Source organism: Paenibacillus sp. (genome assembly GCF_035645235.1).
Lineage (GTDB): Bacteria > Bacillota > Bacilli > Paenibacillales > YIM-B00363 > Paenibacillus_AE.
In genome coordinates this window covers 1-16,597 of record NZ_DASQMZ010000060.1, presented here as the reverse complement: position 1 = coordinate 16,597, position 16,597 = coordinate 1, and the positions used below count along the sequence as shown (strand labels likewise).

Below are 16,597 nucleotides of genomic sequence, written 5' to 3'. Positions count from 1 at the left end.
GGTCATGGGGGAGCTCCGCGTGTGCATGATCGGGGCCGGACAACTGTCCACGAGACGCATTTACCCGTATATCGGCGCCGCCGGCGCGAGGCTCGTTGCCGCGTGCGACCTGGACGAGGAGCGAGCGGTCCGGAATACGCGTCTGTTCGGCGGGAAGCCGTACACGAATTACGTGGAGATGCTGGAGGCGGAGCGGCCGGACGCCGTTATCGTTTGCATCGGTCCGCAGCAGCACTACGAGCTGGCTATCGATATGATGAAGCGCGGCTACCCGGTGTACACCGAGAAGCCGCCGGCGCCGACCGCGGCGCAGGCGCTCGAGATGGCTCGAGTCTCGAAGGAAACCGGGCGGCTGTGCAGCATCGCCTTCAAGAAGCGGTATAACGTGGCGAACAACCGGGCGAAGGAGTGGATCGCGAAGTTCGACCCGAGCGACCTGTATTCGATCTCGGCCGACTATTGCTCCGCGCAGTATTCGAACGACTCGCTCCGCCGGGATTTCCTGCACGATTTCACGATCCATATGATCGACCTGGTGTCTTACCTGTTCGGGGACGCGTCCGAAGTGTTTTGTTTCTCCAAGGGCAAAGATGCGTACGCGGTCAGCGTGAAATTCGCGAACGGCGCCGTCGGCTCCCTGAACTTTAACTGCGGTCGTACGTTCGCCCTGCCGACCGAGGAAGTGGAAATTACGATTCGCGGCGGCAACTTCATGACGATTCACAACTCGTCCGCTTGGCGTATCTCCGAGAACGAGCGCGGCGTCGAGTGGAGGGAGCCGCCGACGTTCATCAGCGCCGGCGACAGCGGCAACGAAACCGGCCATCTGGCCGAGCTCGTCGACTTCTTCCAAGCGGTCCGGGAAGGACGAACGACGCGGTCGAACGTCTACGAAAGCTATAAGAGCGTGGTACTGTACGAGGCGATCCGCGATTCGGCCGCGACGGGCCGGGTGGTGAAAGTGCAATACGAGGCTTTATAAGGAGGGGCGGATTTGGCAACGGTCACGATTTTGAACGACATCGTCCATGCCGACTTTCCGACCTCGCTCGATATCCAGAAAGCTTGGGGCATCGAGCAGCTCGACCTAAGGGGCGCCGTCTTCGGCAAGTCGTTCCTCGACTTGGACGAGAACGAAGCCGGAGCCGCCGTCGAAGCGATTCGCTCTAGAGGGCTGTTGGTGTATTGCTTGTCGTCGGGCTTATTTTTCGACGATCTCGAGAAGGGCGAGGCGCATTTCCGGGAAAGCCATCTGGGGCAGGTCGATCGGCTGATCGAAGCCGCGAATCGGTTCAAGCCGAAGGTCGTACGCCTGTTAAGCGCTCGATTCGCGGAGCGGGCGAGCGTCCCGGACAGCGTGGCATATATCGCAGAGCGGTACCCTTGGCTCCTCGCGTTGTATCGAGAGGCGATCGACCGAATCCGGGCGGCGGGACACCGCGCGACGATCGAAAACGAAGTGCATAACTGCATCCTATCGAAGCCTCGGGAAATTATCGATTTTTTCGACGCGCTCGAGCGTAAGGACGGCGTGACGTTCACGTACGACGTGCAAAACCTGTGGGTGATGGGGACGTTCCCGACGATGGACGTCTACCGGGAACTGGCCCCTTTAATAGGGTACTACCATTTGAAGGGCGGCATGGCCGGGGAAGACGGCAAGACGCTTCAGTGGAGCAGCTCGCTCGAGGACGCGTCGTGGCCGGTCGTCGACATGACGGCAAGGCTCGTCGAAGACGGACGTTCGCCCGTCATCTGCTTGAACCCTTCGCACGGGGCTTTGAAGGACGGGTACGACTATCGCGATTTGCATAAGCGGAACTTGGATTTTCTCCGGGAGCGCATTCCCGGGGTGCGGTAGCGGGTCATTTTCAGAAGAGGAGTGTTTCCAATCATGGCGACGATTACGGATTTGCGGGAACCGAATTCCGGGCGCGTGCTCGATATGGACTGGGGCAAGATTCAATGGCTGTGCGGCAAGGAAATCGATCCGGCGTGCGAGATGACGTTCGGCATGGTGTATATCAACGCGGGGACGGAAAATCCGCGCCATCTTCACCCGAACTGCGAGGAGGTTATCTTCGTGTTATCCGGCTCGTGCGACCATACGCTCGGCGACGAGACGTTCCATCTGGAGCCCGGCATGATGCTCCGCATTCCGCGGGGCGTGCCGCATAACGCGAAGGTGACGAGCTGGGAGCCGTGCCGCATGATCATCGCATACTCCGCGCCGGATCGGCAGACGATCGGGGAGTAGCCTGAGGTCCATATTTTCTTGAAAAGGGAGAGGTTCGCATGGCCGGCAAAGCGATTCTCATCGGAGCGTTGGACACCAAGGGCGTGGAATTCGGGTTCGTGAAGTCGAAGCTGGAGGGCATGGGCGTGGAGACGCTCGTCGTCGACGTCGGCGTGCTCGGCGACCCGGCGTTCCCGCCGGATATCGGCAGCGGCGAGGTGGCGCAAGCAGGCGGCACCTCGTTAGAGGCGCTGCGCGAGGCGAACGACCGCGGCGCCGCCGTCGCCGCGATGACGAAGGGCGTCTCGGTCGTGATGGAGCGGCTGCTCGCGGAAGGCGTCGTCGGCGGCGTGTTCGGCATGGGCGGCACTGCCGGCACGACCGTCGGCGCGGCCGCGATGCAAGCGGCGCCGATCGGCGTGCCGAAGCTGCTCGTCTCGACGGTCGCTTCGGGCAATACGCGTCCGTACGTCGGCGTGAAGGACGTCGTCATGATGCATTCCGTCGTCGATATCGCGGGCCTCAATAAGCTGTCCAGCCGCATCTTGGCGAACGCGGCGTACGCGCTCGGCGGCATGATCTTGGAGAAGGCGAAGGAGCCGGCGGCGGCGGCCGAGAAGCCGACGCTCGGCATGACGATGTTCGGCGTCACGACGCCTTGCTGCAACGTCGTGCGGGAGCTGCTCGAAGCGCGGGGCTACGACCTGCTCGTCTTCCATGCGACGGGCGCCGGCGGCCTTGCGATGGAGGAGCTGATCCGCGCGGGGTATATTCAAGGCGTTGCCGACGTGACGACGACCGAGCTGGCCGACGAGCTCGTCGGCGGCATCTTCAGCGCGGGTCCGACGCGCCTCGAGGCGGCGGCGGACGCGGGCATCCCGCAGGTCGTGTCGGTCGGAGCGCTCGACATGGTCAACTTCGGACCGCCCGATACAGTGCCGGAGCGGTTCAAGGGGCGGAAGTTTTACCAGCATAACCCGACGACGACGCTGATGCGCACGACGGTCGAGGAGAACGCGGAGCTCGGCAAGCGGCTTGCGGAGAAGCTGAACCGCTGCCGCGTCGCGCCGGTCGTCGTCTTTCCGAAGGGCGGCGTCTCGCTGCTCGACCGGCCGACGTTCGCTTTCGACGGGGCGGAGGAGCGGCAAGCGTTGTACGACGGCATCAAGCGGCATCTGCGGAGCGACATTCCGTTCCTCGAGGTCGACGGCGACATCAACGATCCGGCGACGGCGACGCTTATCGCGGAGCAGCTCTTGGAGCGGCTGGAAGGCACGAGGAGAGGAGCGACGGCATGACGATCGCAAGAGAAGAAGCGCTGCGCCGGCTGCGCGCGCAGATCGCCGAGGGCAAGCCGCTCGTCGGCGCCGGCGCGGGCACGGGGCTGTCGGCGAAGTGCGCCGAGGCGGGCGGGCCGGATTTAATCATTATTTACAACTCGGGACGGTATCGGATGGCGGGCCGCGGCTCGCTCGCGGGGCTGATGCCGTACGGCGACGCGAACCGGATCGTCGTCGAGATGGGCGGCGAGGTGCTGCCGATCGTCAAGGATACGCCCGTGCTGGCGGGGGTATGCGGCACGGACCCGTTCCGGCTCATGCGACCGTATTTGAAGCAGTTACTGGACATGGGCTTCTCGGGGGTGCAAAACTTTCCGACCGTAGGCTTAATCGACGGCGTATTCCGCGCGAATCTCGAGGAGACGGGCATGGGATACGATCTGGAGGTCGAGATGATTCGCGAGGCGCACGAGCTCGGCATGCTGACGACGCCGTACGTGTTCGACGAAGCGCAAGCGGCCGCGATGGCGCGGGCGGGAGCGGACGTACTCGTCGCGCATGTCGGCCTTACGACGAAGGGAACGATCGGCGCGAAGACGGCGCTGACGCTGGACGAATCGGCGGCGCTCGTGCAGCGCATCCACGACGCGGGCAAGTCGATCAACCCAGACATCATCGTCATCTGTCACGGCGGGCCGATCTCCGAACCCGAAGACGTGGAGTACGTGCTGCGGCGCACGAACGGCATCGCCGGGTTTTTCGGCGCGTCGAGTGTCGAGCGGCTGCCGACGGAAGTCGCGATTACGGAGCAAGTGGCGGCGTTCAAGCGAGTGCAATAGTCGAAACGAACCGACGGAGCGCCTCCGTCGGTTTTTTTATAATCTTTCCTTTCCTTGTCATCCCTTTCCCCTTCATATCTACTTCATTAGGTTCCTATATTCAAGCGTCGGCTCCCGTGATATATTGAGGCAAAACCCGAAATACACCGCATCCTACCCAGGACCTGCGCGCATGCGCCAAGGTCCATGAGGCGTTCGGCTCCCGGCCGAACTTAAGTGGGAAATAGATTGTAAGCGAATTCAAGGGGGAGGAGCGGAGCGACGATGTCTTCGGCACCCAAGCGTTGGAGATTGACGATATTCCCGAAGCTGTTCCTTGCGTTCACGCTGTTGGTCGCGCCGCTGTACGGCATCGCCTTGCTTATGAATAAGCTGGGGGAAGCCCGGCTGCTCGACGAGCTGTCGAAATCGCTCAGCGCCAAGGTCGATTTCTACTCGGATCATCTCGAGGTAGAGAACCAACATATGGTCAGCTTGCTGGAGCAGTATTTGCTCGACAAGGACATTCAGCATCTGACCTACTTGCACGAGACGATGTCGCTGTCGGAATTCACGGGCACGATCAACCGCGTGCAGTCGAAGCTGGAGCAGCTGACCCGCTCCAGCATCTACGCGAAGGAGGCCGGCGTGCATATTTTGACGCTCAACCGCTCGCTCTCGAGCTTGGCGGCGATCAGCTCCGAGCTGAGCCCGGACTTCGAGGCGCTGCGCTCGCTCGCGTCGGGCGGCGGAAGGGGATTTTTTTATTGGCAGCAGCGTATGTTTTTGGCGATCGCGCATCCCGGCATCGAGACGGTGCGCGTTCCCCCGGGCTTCATCCTGTTCGTCGAGCTCGATATGCAGGCGCTGGAGCGGACGCTCTCGACGTTCGAGGTGCACGAGCAATCGGGCGTGGCGCTCGTCTACATGGAGCACGACGCGAGATTGTCCGACCGAAGCGACCCCGAGATGCTGGCGCTGTTGGAGCCGATGCTGCAGCAGAAGTACGAAGCAGAAATTTACGAAGGCGCCGAGCGCTTGACGCAGGGCGGAAAGCAATATTACATCGCTTATAACTATTCGCATACGATGGACCACTATCTCGTTGCGTATATCCCGATGGATCAGATGCTCGGACCGATTCAAATGTACAGCAGCCTGCTATGGGCGTTATCGTTGCTTAGCTTCGTCGTCATTATCGCTTATTCCTATTGGATCTATCGGCTGATCCATAAGCCGCTGCAGACGCTGACGTCGGCGTTCCGCAAGGCGGAGCACGGCCAGCTGTCGCCGGTGCGGCTGCCGAAGCCCGACGACGAATTTTTGTATTTGTTCCAACGCTTCAACATGATGATGGAGAAGCTGGACGTGTTGATTCATCAGGAATACGAACAGCGGCTGCGCGCGCAAAGCTCGGAGTTAAAGCAGTTGCAAGCCCAAATTAACCCTCATTTTCTATATAATACTTATTTTATTTTGTACCGGCTGGCCAAGCTCAACGATAACGAGAGTATCGCCCATTTCAGCCAATACTTGGGCGAGTACTTCCAATACATAACGAGGAACGGCTCGGAAGAGGTGCCGCTCGAGATGGAAGTGCGGCATTCGCAAACGTACGCCGAAATCCAAAGCATCCGATTCAACGGCCGCATTCGCGTGGAATTCGAGCCTCTGCCGAAGGAGGTCGGGGGCTTGTTCGTTCCCCGGCTCATCCTGCAGCCGATTATCGAGAACGCCTACAAACACGGGCTCGAGGCGAGAAGGAAGAGCGGGTTGATCGCGGTGCGCATTCGCATCGAGGGCGGCGAGCTGCTCATCTCGGTCGAGGACGACGGCGGTCAGCTGACCGACGAGCAGCTTGCGAAGCTCGCGAGCAGCTTGCGATTGCAGGGCAACGAGATGGAGTATACCGGATTGCTGAACGTCCATCGACGGCTGCAAATCCGCTTCGGCGGCGACGCCGGGGTCATCGTGGAGCGAGGCGATCTTGGGGGCCTGCGGGTGACGCTGCGTCTTCCGATGAAGGAAAACCGATCGTAACGAGAGGAGAGTTTTCATGTTTCGCATGTTAATCGTCGACGACGAGCCGATCATCGTCGAAGGGCTCGTCGAGTTGTTTCAGCAAACCAAGCACCTCGAGCTGGAAATCCATCAAGCGTACGACGGGAGCGAAGCGCTCGAGAAGGCGAAGGGGCTGCGGATGGATATCATCTTAACCGATATCGAGATGCCGGAGATGAACGGCATCGAACTCCAGAAGGAGGCGCTTCGTCTGTGGCCGCGCTGCAAAATCATTTTCCTGACCGGGTACAACGACTTTGACTATATTCAAGAAGCGACGCGAAGCGGCGCGGTCGATTTCGTGCTGAAGACGGAAGGCGACGCGCCGATCGTGCATGCGGTGGAGAAAGCGATCGGCAAGCTGAACGAGGAGCTTACGTATGAGCAGCTCATTCGCAACACGAGGGCGCAGATGGAGAAGGCGCTGCCCGCGCTGCAGAAGGAGTTTTTATCGTCGCTGCTGCATGGGGAGGACGTCGCCGAGAAGCAGCGTAAGGCTCGGTTCCGGGAGTTGAGCATACCGCTCGACGCCGAGGCTCCGGTCATCGTCGTCATGGGGCGGATCGACGAGTGGCGGGCCGATATGAGCGGCGACGATAAATCGCTGTTTTTGTATTCCGTAGCGAACATTATGGAGGAATTTTTCGCGAAGCATTTCTCGCTCGTTCATCTGACGACCGACCGCGATCGAATGATTTGGCTGCTGCAGCCGGCGGCCGATATGGCGTCCGTTCGTCCCGAAGCGGCCGGGAAAGGGCTGTTTCCCTTCGTGCTCGGCACGATGGAAGCGGTGCAAAACGCGTGCAAGCAATACTTAAAGCTCGTATGCTCCTTCGTCGTCTCGAGCGAGTCGTATGCCTGGGAGCAGTTGTCGCTGAAATTCGACCGGCTTTCGCTCCTGTTCGAGCGCGGTCTCGGGCTCGGGAGCGAAATGCTCTTGTCCGACGAGCGTATGTTCACCGGGGATCGGGAGCAGGTCCGCTCGCGCGTCATCCGGGTGCGGCTGCTCGACCGGTATATGGCGCAGAAGGAGAAGGAAGCGTTCTTCGAACACTTCGCGCAAGTGATGGAGGCGGTCGGCGAGCAGGAGGCGCTGCACGCCGGCTTGTCGCTGGAAATTTTTTACGAATTGACCGCCATCTTCATCTCGCATATTAACCGCTTGGAGCTGTTCCCGACGCTGTCGGAGCGGATGAACGTCAGCAAGCTGCTTTCGATCCGCGAGCACAGCACCTGGGGGGAAGTGACCGAGTTTTTCCGCCGACTGGCCGAGTGGATCTTCGAATCGTCGGACGAGGAGGTCGAGCAGGAGACGAACGACGTCGTTCGGCTGATTCACGAATACGTCGAGAAAAACATCGACGGCGATTTATCGCTGAATCGGTTGTCGGAAATCGCGTTTTTGACCCCGTTTTATATTTCCCGGCTGTATAAAGCCAAGACGGGCGTCAGCATCAGCGACTACATTACCGAAACGCGCATCAACAAAGCGATGAAGCTGCTCGGGGAAACCCAAATGAAAGTCCATGAGGTCGGAAAATGTATCGGGTACGATTCCGCGCCGTACTTTACCCGATTTTTCAAGAAGATCACGAAGTTGACGCCGCAGGAGTACAGGGATTCTCTAAAGAGGATATGAAAGGGTAAGGGTTTATATATAGTTCATATTTCCGCCGTGCGTCCCGGGTTCCATAATGAAGATGTAGGATAAACCTAACGCACAAAGGGGAGGAAAATATTTATGGTACGTAAGAAAACGAAAGTCGCAGTCGCGGTGACGCTGCTTTCGGCGATGCTCCTTGCAACCGCTTGCAGCGAGAACGCCGCCACTACCGAACCGGACGCGAGCGATCGGCCGGCGGAGACGAACAACGAAGCGCCCGCGGAGTCGAAGCCTTCGACGCCGGCCGTGCCGGAGGGGACGGCCGGGAAATACGATCCGCCGATCGACGTGACGACCGTTCGCAAGCAGACGCCGAACACGAAGTTTTTGCCGGATCAGACGCTCGACGACAACGTTTGGTACCGCGAGTTCGCTTCGGAGCTCGGCATCAACTTGAAAAACGAGTGGGTCGTAAACAGTCAACAGTACGCGAGCAAAATTACGGTCACGATGGTATCGGGCGATTTGCCGGATTTCTTCGAGGTCGATATGCAGCAGTTCCAGACGCTCGCCCAGGCGGGGCAGCTTGCGGATTTGACGGAGATCGTAGATCAATACGGCAACGACATCGTCAAAGCGTCGCTCGCGCCTGACAGCGCGAAGCGCAAGGCCGGCACGGTCAACGGAAAGCTGCTCGGCATCGCGCTTGACGGCGGCAATCAGGACGATGCGCATATGCTGTACATCCGGGAAGATTGGATGAAGAAGCTCGGACGGACGGCGCCGAAGACGATGGACGAGTTCATCGATCTTGCGATCGCCTTCGCGAAAGAAGACCCGGACGGCAACGGGAAGGACGATACGTACGGCTTGCTCTTGTCGAAGAACTTGTACGACGGCTTCGCGGCCATCGACGGCTTCTTGAACGGATACGGCGCTTACGGCTACAACCCCGCCAACGGCTCGGGCACGAACTTGGTGTTCTTGAAAGACGCCTCGGGCAAAGCCGTGTTGGCCGATACGCAGCCGGAGATGAAGACGGCGCTCGAAGCGTTGGCCCGCTTGTTCAAGGAAGGCGCGATTCATCCTGAATTCAGCGTACAGGACGGCGGCGTGGCCGGCGAGCAGCTGACCTCCCACAAGGTAGGCATGACGTACGGCGCGTTCTGGGTGCCGACGTGGCCGATCAACAATATGCACAACGAAAATCCGGAAGTCGATTGGGGCGTATACGAGGTGCCTAGCGTCGACGGATCGCCTGCGGTCGTGAAGAGCACGAGCGTACCGTCCCGCTTCATGGTCGTAGCGAAGGATTCGAAGCATCCGGAAGCGCTCTTGAAAATTATGAACTACGCGACGGACCGCCTGACCGGCGATTTGAAGGATCCGGGCAAATACCACACCATCAAGCAAGGCGAAGAAAACTACCAAATTCATACGTTGGCGCCGATCTACGCAAGTACGCCGGACCGGAACCAAAACTACCACTACCAGTTGATGGATGCGCTGAAGGCCGGCAGCGACGCGGGCTTGGACGAAGAAGCGAAGCAGTACTACAAGCAAGTCACGGATTTCCGGAACGGAGACAGAACGCAATGGGTCGCGCATAAGCTGTGGGACGAGAACGGCGTATTCGCGACGCTCGGCAAATATAAACAGGGCAAGCGGATCATCATGACCGCCTATGCGGGCGCTCCGACGCCGACGATGCTTTCGAGAGGCCCGGCGCTTCGCGACCTCGAGGTGAAGGCGTTCACCGACATCATCATGGGCGCGAAGCCGATCGAGCACTTCGACGAGTTCGTGAAGCAATGGCATGAGCAAGGCGGCAACGATATCCTCGAGGAAGTCAACGCCACCGGTCAAGTCCAATAAAGAAGAGGAGGGGATAGGGGCGTTCCTCTATCCCCTCCTATATATTCGGCTTACGGCATAGGAGGATAGGCGATGAACCGAAACAGCTGGAAGCTGGAGCTCCCGTTGCACCTAATGATTTTGCCGGGGCTGATCTTTGTCTTGATTTTCGCGTACGGACCGATGGTCGGCCTCGTCATCGCGTTCCAAAATTTCAACATCGGCAAGGGCATGTTCGGCTCCGATTGGGCGGGCCTCGACAATTTCCGTTACGTATACGGCCTGCCGGAGACGATGAAGGTCATTCGCAATACGGTGTTCATCGCGGTGATGAAAATTATCGCGGGATTGATCGCGCCGATCATTACGGCGTTGCTGCTGAACGAGCTGCGCAAGCAGCTGTTCAAGCGGACGGTGCAGACGATGATTTATTTGCCCAATTTCTTGTCTTGGGTCATCCTGTCCGGCATTCTGATCGAAGTGCTGTCGCCGACCACGGGCATCGTGAACGACTTTCTCGCCTGGCTCGGCTTCGAACGCATCTTCTTTCTCGGCAATGCCAAATGGTTTCCATTCGTCATGGTCGGATCGGACGTCTGGAAGGAGTTCGGCTTTAATACGATCGTGTATCTGGCCGCCTTGACGGGCATCAGTCCCACCTTGTACGAGGCGGCGGTCATCGACGGCGCCAGCCGCTGGAAGCAGACGCTGAACGTCACGCTTCCCGGCATGATGCCGATCATCGTGTTGCTGACGACGCTAAGTTTGGGACAAATCTTGAACGCCGGCTTCGATCAAATCTTTAACCTGTACAGCCCTTCCGTTTACGATACCGGGGATATTATCGACACGTACGTCTATCGCATCGGCCTCGGCAACGGCCAGTTCGGCGTGGCCACCGCGGTCGGATTGTTTAAGTCCGTCATCTCGTTATGCGCGATTTCGTTGTCCTATGTCCTTGCGTATCGTTACGCGAATTATCGAATCTTCTGACGCCAAGGGAAGGGGAACGCCATGGTAGAACAAAAGACGGCCGGCCGCGCGATGTTCACCGGCTTCAATTATATGTTTTTGTCCTTCTTGTCCGTCATTTGCGTACTGCCGCTCGTCAACGTGCTGGCGATCTCGTTCAGCTCGAAGGGCGCCATCGAAGAAGGGCTCGTGACCTTTTTCCCCGTGGAATTTACCGTCTACGCTTATCAACACATCGCGAACAACCAAGTGTTTCAAGCGTCCATGCTTGTTTCCGTGGAGCGGGTGCTGCTCGGCGTGGGGTTGAATTTTCTGCTGACGATCTTAACGGCGTATCCGCTCTCCCGCGAGGTTTCGCAGTTCCGATTCCGTACGCCGTACGTGTGGGTATTCGTCTTTACGATGTTGTTCAGCGGCGGGTTGATTCCTTCGTACGTGCTCGTCAAAGAGCTGGGACTGCTCAATTCGATTTGGGCGCTCGTCCTGCCCGGGGCCGTCCCGGTCTTCAACGTCGTGCTGCTGCTCAATTTCTTTCGCAATTTGCCCAAGGAGCTGTCGGAAGCGGCCTTCATCGACGGCGCCGGCCACTGGTCCATTCTATGGCGGATCATGATTCCGCTTTCGTTGCCGGCGCAGGCGACCGTTACGTTGTTCGCGACGGTCGGCCATTGGAACGAATGGTTCAACGGATTGATTTACATGAACAACCCGGAGAATTACCCGCTGTCCAGCTACCTGCAGACGATCATCATCCGTTTCGACCTGTCGTCGATCACCGACCCCGCGCAGCTCGAAGCCATGAGCAAGCTGAACGACCGCGCGCTGCGCTCCGCGCAAATTTTCCTCGGCGCGCTGCCGATTCTCGTCATTTATCCGTTCTTGCAGCGCTACTTTATGACCGGCATCGTGCTCGGGAGCGTGAAGGAGTGACGCCGCGGACAATCCGCCGCGCGGCTTCGGGATAGAACGGTGTCGACGGTTCGCCGCCTCGACGTTATAAACGTTAACCTCTCCCATGCGCCGAATGTCGGCGGCAGGGGGGAGGTTTTTTCGGTTCATGACGGGTGGAAATTAATGCCTTAAACCTTCGACAACGTCCCTCTCGATTCGGTACAATGGTAGAGGAAAAGATACTAGGATCGGGGAGGCGTACGGATGGCGCAAATACGCAGCAAGAAGGATGCGGAGTTGTTTTTGGAGCGGTTCGAGGAGTTGTCGGCTTGGGACGAGACGGGCGGCAAGCGGTATTTCGTATTCGCGGATCGCGAACGGGGCGGCATCTGGACCCTCATGCGGTACGAGGACGGCGCCTTCACCGTTCACGGCAAAGGCGAGACGTATTGCGACGAAGGGGAGACGCCCTTATCCGCGCAGGAAGCGATCGCCTTCGTATGGAAGCACCGCTCCGCGGTTAACCGGGCCGCCGGAGAAGCGGCATAATCGGAAGTCGGGACATCCGCGGTCGCAGCGCCGCGGATGTTTCGTTCGGTAAAACTTGCCTAAGCGTCTAGCGCATACTGGGTTTATTTCATATAATTAGTAATATTTTAAATAGAGAGGGAGTACCGCGATGGAGGAGAGGGAGGATCAGGCCCCGTTGAAGGCCTGCATGAAGGAACCGCAATTTTGTCCGGTGTCCCTGCCGAAGCGGGCCTCTTGGTTTTGGATCGCTTTCGCGGCCGCGTCGGCGGCGGCCGCCGCGATCAATGTGCTGCGCCCGGACCCGGCGCTGCTCGCGCTTTTTGCGATTCCCGCCATCTACATCGGGTTGGTACGGGTGCCGGCCGCGGGCTTCGCCCTCGCGAACGCGGCGCTGTGCGCGCTGATCGCGGCCGTCTCCGGCTGGGAGACGGAATCCGCGATTCCCGCGGCGGCGTTCCTCGCCATCGCCTGCCTCGCGAGGCGGGTGTCCGCGGTATCGCAGCGTCACTTCGCCCGGCATCGGCAATACGAGGAGCTGTTCATGGATACGATGCTGTCGTTCGCCAAGAGCATCGATACGCGCGATCCGTATACGGCCTTCCATTCTCGCAACGTCGCGTCGTACGCGAGAAGCATCGCAGCCGAGCTGAAGCTGCCGGGCGAGCAGACGGAGGCGATCTATTTGGCCGGTCTCATCCACGATATCGGCAAGATCGGTACGCCGGAGCATATTCTCGGCAAAGAATCGCGGCTGACCGAAGAGGAATACGAGATTATGAAGCAGCACCCGGAAGCGGGCTACGAGATCGTGAAAAACATCGCGCGTCTTCAGGAGCTGGGCATTACCGACATGGTGCGCCACCACCATGAACGCGTGGACGGCAGAGGCTATCCGCTCGGGTTGAAGGGCGACGCGATTCCGCTCGGCGCGCGCATTCTCGCGGCGGCCGACGCCTTCGACGCGATGACGACGAATCGGTCGTACCGCCAGAAGCTGGCGACGGAGACGGCGGCCGAGGAGCTGCGTCGGCACAGCGGCACGCAGTTCGACAAAGACGTCGCCGACGCGTTCCTGCGCGTGCTGACCCGATCCGGCAAGCTGGCGGCGGAGCGGGGCGAGCGGCCCGGCGTGACTGCGCCCAGCGCCGTGTGAACGAACGGCGGAAGGTAGCGATTCGCCGATGTACGATGCCGGGTTCCGGCATCGTTTTTCTTTCCCTTGCATATAGGTAGTAAGAATTTACTAGAATGCTAGGGAGGATGAGGCGACGATGTTGGACAAGGATACGAGAAATGCGATTCGACGGGGCTTTAACCGGGCCGCAGCCGAGAAGGAGGCCGTCTTCGTCCCGCTGCCGGACGCCGATCTGCTCTTGATCGTCGCGGTCGACGCGCGGCGCGGCGCGTTCCAGGCCGGACTCGTGCGCCGGTTGGCCTGCCGGTTCGACGGACCGGATCCGGCCGTTCCGACGGAGCTGCCGCCGGCGAAGCTGTACGCCGCCGCCTTCGACGCGCTGCAAGGCATGCGGACGACGCCCCGCGAGACCGGCGGGGACGCCGCGCTGGAGGCGAGCATCGCGGACGTGCATGGCGAGCTGAAGGACATTTTCGACGAAATCGCAAGGAAGCTGCTCGGGGCGTAACGCGATTCCCTTCCGGGCATACTGGTGGGTGAACCGAAAGGGGGATGCGCATGGATCGGAACGCGCAAACGGTGCCGTACGGCTTCCGGGCGAAGGAGAACGGCGCGCAAGCGGCTCGGGGCACGTTGATTTACTATGACGCGTTCGCGCAGGAGGACGAAGCGGCGCTCGGCGAGGCGCTGGATCAGGCGGCGGCGCTCGCGCGGCGGCGAACGTTCGCGAAGCTGGTGCTGTACCCGCTCCACGAGGAAACGATCAAGCGGATGCAAGGGCGCGGCAGCTCGGTCGCACCGTATTACAAGCGGGAGGAACGGTTGTTCGAATGGCGGCACGAACGCGGCGAAGGGCTGGCGACGGTCGAGACGTGGGAGGGCAAGCGTAAAAAATACACGCCGATGGAGGCCGCGCTGCGTCACCTCGCGGACACGTATGCGGCGCCGCTGTTTCTGCTGCTGTCGCCGGACAACGCGAACGCTTTCGCGTCGTACGCCTCCTTCGACGAGTGGATCGCGAAGCTGCGCCTTGTGCTGACCGAGCCGCCGGCGTCGATTCATCCGAAGCTGGAGCGGCACCGCTCGCGCTGGGACGTCGCCGACGCAGAAGAAGAATAAAGCGTTTCGCCTTCCGTCCGGACGAGTCCGGGCGGTTTTTTTATCACCCATCTTGTCAAAATTTGTCGATATGGTAGAATGAATCGTCTTTACTAGATTCGTAGGTACATAAAAGGGAGAATGCGACATGAAAATGACCATGAAAACAAAGCTGGCCACCGTTCTCGCGGCATCGATGCTGTTCGCGGGCGTCGTCAGCGCGGCGGGCCTGCACGGCACGTTCGAGGGCAGTCCGATCGTGAAGGTGACGTCCGGCGGGCAGGAGCTGCAGGCGCTCGACGTGCCGGCGATCAACTACAAAGGGCGCACGATGGTGCCGATCTATATGCTTCGCGAACTCGGGGCGACCGTGGAGTGGGACGGCGCGAACGAAACGGTGAACGTCTCGCTCGGCGGCGGAAGCGACGGCTATACCGCCGAAGAAATTGCGGTGCTGTGGATGCAGTTTTACGGCAGCATCGCGGATCAGTACCGGGATTTGCAAAACTACGGCGACTGGCTCCTCGCCCACGCGGAGGATCAGAAGCAAGCGTTCCTCAGCGTGAAGGCGGGGTACGAGGTCGACGCGCATGTGCGGGACGCGAAGGCGTCGCTGCTCGAGGTGAAAGACATCTACGACGTGTATGCCGACGATGCGTTCTACCATCATGACTTAGTGCTGGAGAACGATTACGAATCGGATTTGAGCGCGGTCGCGCTGTATTACGCGGACGCGCTGGAGCTGTACGAGAAGGCGCTGGCATCGCTCGAGCTGTACCGTCAGCACAAGCAAGAGAAGGATGCGGAGGCGTTCTTGGCGACGCTCGGCGAGGCGCGGACGTTGACCGAGGAGTGGCGCGCTGTCGCGATGAACGGGTACGACGTGTTTTACGGGTATATCGAATTTTATCAATAAAGCTGCAGGGTTGGAAAACGGGTCGCGGTCGCGGCCTGTTTTTTTATGCGTCTTTCTTCCCTTGCACGCGCCGGCGGTACGCCGACGGACTTTCTCCGTACGCCTCGCGGAATTTGCGCGTGAAATAGAAGGGAGACGGGAAGCCGACGTCGGCGGCGACGTCCGCGATGCGCAGGGAGGTCAGCTCGAGCAGGCGGCAGCTCTTGCGCAGCCGCATATCGAGCAGCGTCTGCATGATCGTGCTCCCGGTACGCTCCTTAAAGAGGTGGCTTACGCGCGACACGGACAGTCCTGCCGCCCGGCCGAGCTTCTCCAAGGGAAGCTCCTCGTGCAGATGCCGCGCCATATATTCGAGCAAGTCCGCGATCCGTTCGTCCTCGATTTCGCTTGCGCGCCGCGCGTGCGAGAGGCGGAGCAACGCCAGCGCCTCCGACAAGGCGATCATGGCGAGCTCGAGCCGCTCCCCGCCGGGGCTCTTGCCGTCGTCGACGCAGCGGCGGAGCGCGTCGCGGCACCGGTCGCGCAGCCCCTCCTCCAGGCGGTGAATCGCGACGCCTTCCGTCCGGGGCAGCCGCAGCCAAGCGGCCCAATGCGGCTCCGGGACGAAGTGCGCCCATAAGAAGCTCCATGGGCCCCCTTCGGCGGTTTCGTAGTGCTGCGTGACGCCCGGCGGATACAACGCCGCGTCTCCCGGTTGCAGCGACGTCCATTCGTCGCCGAGCCGAAGACGGCCCCGCCCCGCGACCGTATACAGCAGCAGCCAATCCTTGGAGCCTTCGTGGCGGTAGCCGTAGTAACCCGCATCGACGACGAAGTGATCCGCCAGCAGCATGCCGTGCGGGGGCGTATAGCTTTCCTCGTATCGCATCTCATTCCTCCGCGCGAAGATTTGAAAACAATAGCAAGATCCGATAGGGATTGCAGCAGGTTTCTGACTCTCTGCTTGCGATATATATGATTATAATAGAGAAAGGCTGAATTCGAAACAGCAAGAATCGATAGGGGGAGATGGTCGTATGGCGCATTACGGGATCGAGCTTCGCAGCGGGAACCGCAACTGGGGGCATGTCTGGGAGGAGATCGGCGAAGGAGGGGTTTCTTGGGACGCCGGGAAGGAGCTGCCCGGCGGCCTGCGGCTGCGGCTGACGCCGGAGCGGGACGGAGCGATGCGCCTGGAGGCGGAAGCGGCCGGCGCTTTTGCG

General features: G+C 60.1%; 17 protein-coding genes. 16 read left to right on the top strand and 1 reads right to left on the bottom strand.

Going from position 1 to position 16,597, the window contains the following annotated elements; all coding sequences use genetic code 11:
- The first annotated feature begins 4 nt into the window (after positions 1-4).
- The 15 genes from VEZ38_RS05450 (at position 5) to VEZ38_RS05380 (ending at position 15,395) form a co-directional block, all read left to right on the top strand.
- Positions 5-982, top strand: coding sequence for a Gfo/Idh/MocA family oxidoreductase (locus VEZ38_RS05450; protein WP_324892333.1), 978 nt, complete (start codon positions 5-7; stop codon positions 980-982).
- Positions 983-994: 12 nt separating this feature from the next.
- Positions 995-1,861 carry a TIM barrel protein gene (locus VEZ38_RS05445; protein WP_324892332.1) on the top strand — a complete coding sequence of 289 codons (867 nt, stop codon included), beginning with the start codon at positions 995-997 and terminating at the stop codon, positions 1,859-1,861.
- 33 nt (positions 1,862-1,894) lie between these two features.
- Positions 1,895-2,257: a cupin domain-containing protein gene (locus VEZ38_RS05440; RefSeq protein ID WP_324892331.1), complete on the top strand. Its 363-nt coding sequence runs from the start codon at positions 1,895-1,897 to the stop codon at positions 2,255-2,257.
- 38 nt (positions 2,258-2,295) lie between these two features.
- The gene (locus tag VEZ38_RS05435; RefSeq protein WP_324892330.1) at positions 2,296-3,534 is read left to right on the top strand and encodes a Tm-1-like ATP-binding domain-containing protein; all 1,239 of its coding nucleotides are present in this window, start codon (positions 2,296-2,298) and stop codon (positions 3,532-3,534) included.
- Entirely contained in the window at positions 3,531-4,355 is an 825-nt protein-coding gene (locus VEZ38_RS05430; protein WP_324892329.1) for a phosphoenolpyruvate hydrolase family protein, read from the top strand. Before VEZ38_RS05435 ends, VEZ38_RS05430 begins: the two co-directional genes overlap by 4 nt.
- Positions 4,356-4,619: 264 nt before the next feature.
- Positions 4,620-6,374 carry a sensor histidine kinase gene (locus VEZ38_RS05425; protein ID WP_324892328.1) on the top strand — a complete coding sequence of 585 codons (1,755 nt, stop codon included), beginning with the start codon at positions 4,620-4,622 and terminating at the stop codon, positions 6,372-6,374.
- Positions 6,375-6,390: 16 nt separating this feature from the next.
- Entirely contained in the window at positions 6,391-8,034 is a 1,644-nt protein-coding gene (locus VEZ38_RS05420) for a response regulator (protein WP_324892327.1), read from the top strand.
- Between the two features lie 102 nt (positions 8,035-8,136).
- Positions 8,137-9,873, top strand: a complete 1,737-nt coding sequence (locus tag VEZ38_RS05415) for an extracellular solute-binding protein (RefSeq protein ID WP_324892326.1) — start codon at positions 8,137-8,139, stop codon at positions 9,871-9,873.
- A gap of 72 nt (positions 9,874-9,945) precedes the next feature.
- Positions 9,946-10,845: an ABC transporter permease gene (locus VEZ38_RS05410; RefSeq protein ID WP_324892325.1), complete on the top strand. Its 900-nt coding sequence runs from the start codon at positions 9,946-9,948 to the stop codon at positions 10,843-10,845.
- A gap of 21 nt (positions 10,846-10,866) precedes the next feature.
- Positions 10,867-11,754, top strand: a complete 888-nt coding sequence (locus VEZ38_RS05405; protein WP_324892324.1) for a carbohydrate ABC transporter permease — start codon at positions 10,867-10,869, stop codon at positions 11,752-11,754.
- Between the two features lie 225 nt (positions 11,755-11,979).
- Positions 11,980-12,264, top strand: a complete 285-nt coding sequence (locus VEZ38_RS05400; RefSeq protein ID WP_324892323.1) for a hypothetical protein — start codon at positions 11,980-11,982, stop codon at positions 12,262-12,264.
- 130 nt (positions 12,265-12,394) lie between these two features.
- The gene (locus tag VEZ38_RS05395; RefSeq protein ID WP_324892322.1) at positions 12,395-13,399 is read left to right on the top strand and encodes an HD-GYP domain-containing protein; all 1,005 of its coding nucleotides are present in this window, start codon (positions 12,395-12,397) and stop codon (positions 13,397-13,399) included.
- A gap of 118 nt (positions 13,400-13,517) precedes the next feature.
- Complete coding sequence (locus VEZ38_RS05390) at positions 13,518-13,889, top strand: hypothetical protein (protein ID WP_324892321.1); 372 nt, start codon at positions 13,518-13,520, stop codon at positions 13,887-13,889.
- A 50-nt stretch (positions 13,890-13,939) separates the two neighbouring features.
- On the top strand, positions 13,940-14,500 hold the full coding sequence (locus VEZ38_RS05385) for a hypothetical protein (RefSeq protein WP_324892320.1): 561 nt from the start codon (positions 13,940-13,942) through the stop codon (positions 14,498-14,500).
- Positions 14,501-14,627: 127 nt separating this feature from the next.
- The gene (locus VEZ38_RS05380) at positions 14,628-15,395 is read left to right on the top strand and encodes a stalk domain-containing protein (protein ID WP_324892319.1); all 768 of its coding nucleotides are present in this window, start codon (positions 14,628-14,630) and stop codon (positions 15,393-15,395) included.
- A gap of 43 nt (positions 15,396-15,438) precedes the next feature.
- Here VEZ38_RS05380 and VEZ38_RS05375 read toward each other — a convergent pair whose 3' ends face one another.
- Entirely contained in the window at positions 15,439-16,263 is an 825-nt protein-coding gene (locus VEZ38_RS05375; protein WP_324892318.1) for an AraC family transcriptional regulator, read from the bottom strand.
- 148 nt (positions 16,264-16,411) lie between these two features.
- Between VEZ38_RS05375 and VEZ38_RS05370 the strand changes: the two genes are divergently transcribed.
- A partial coding sequence (locus VEZ38_RS05370) for a hypothetical protein (protein ID WP_324892317.1) occupies positions 16,412-16,597 on the top strand: 186 nt, incomplete at its 3' end.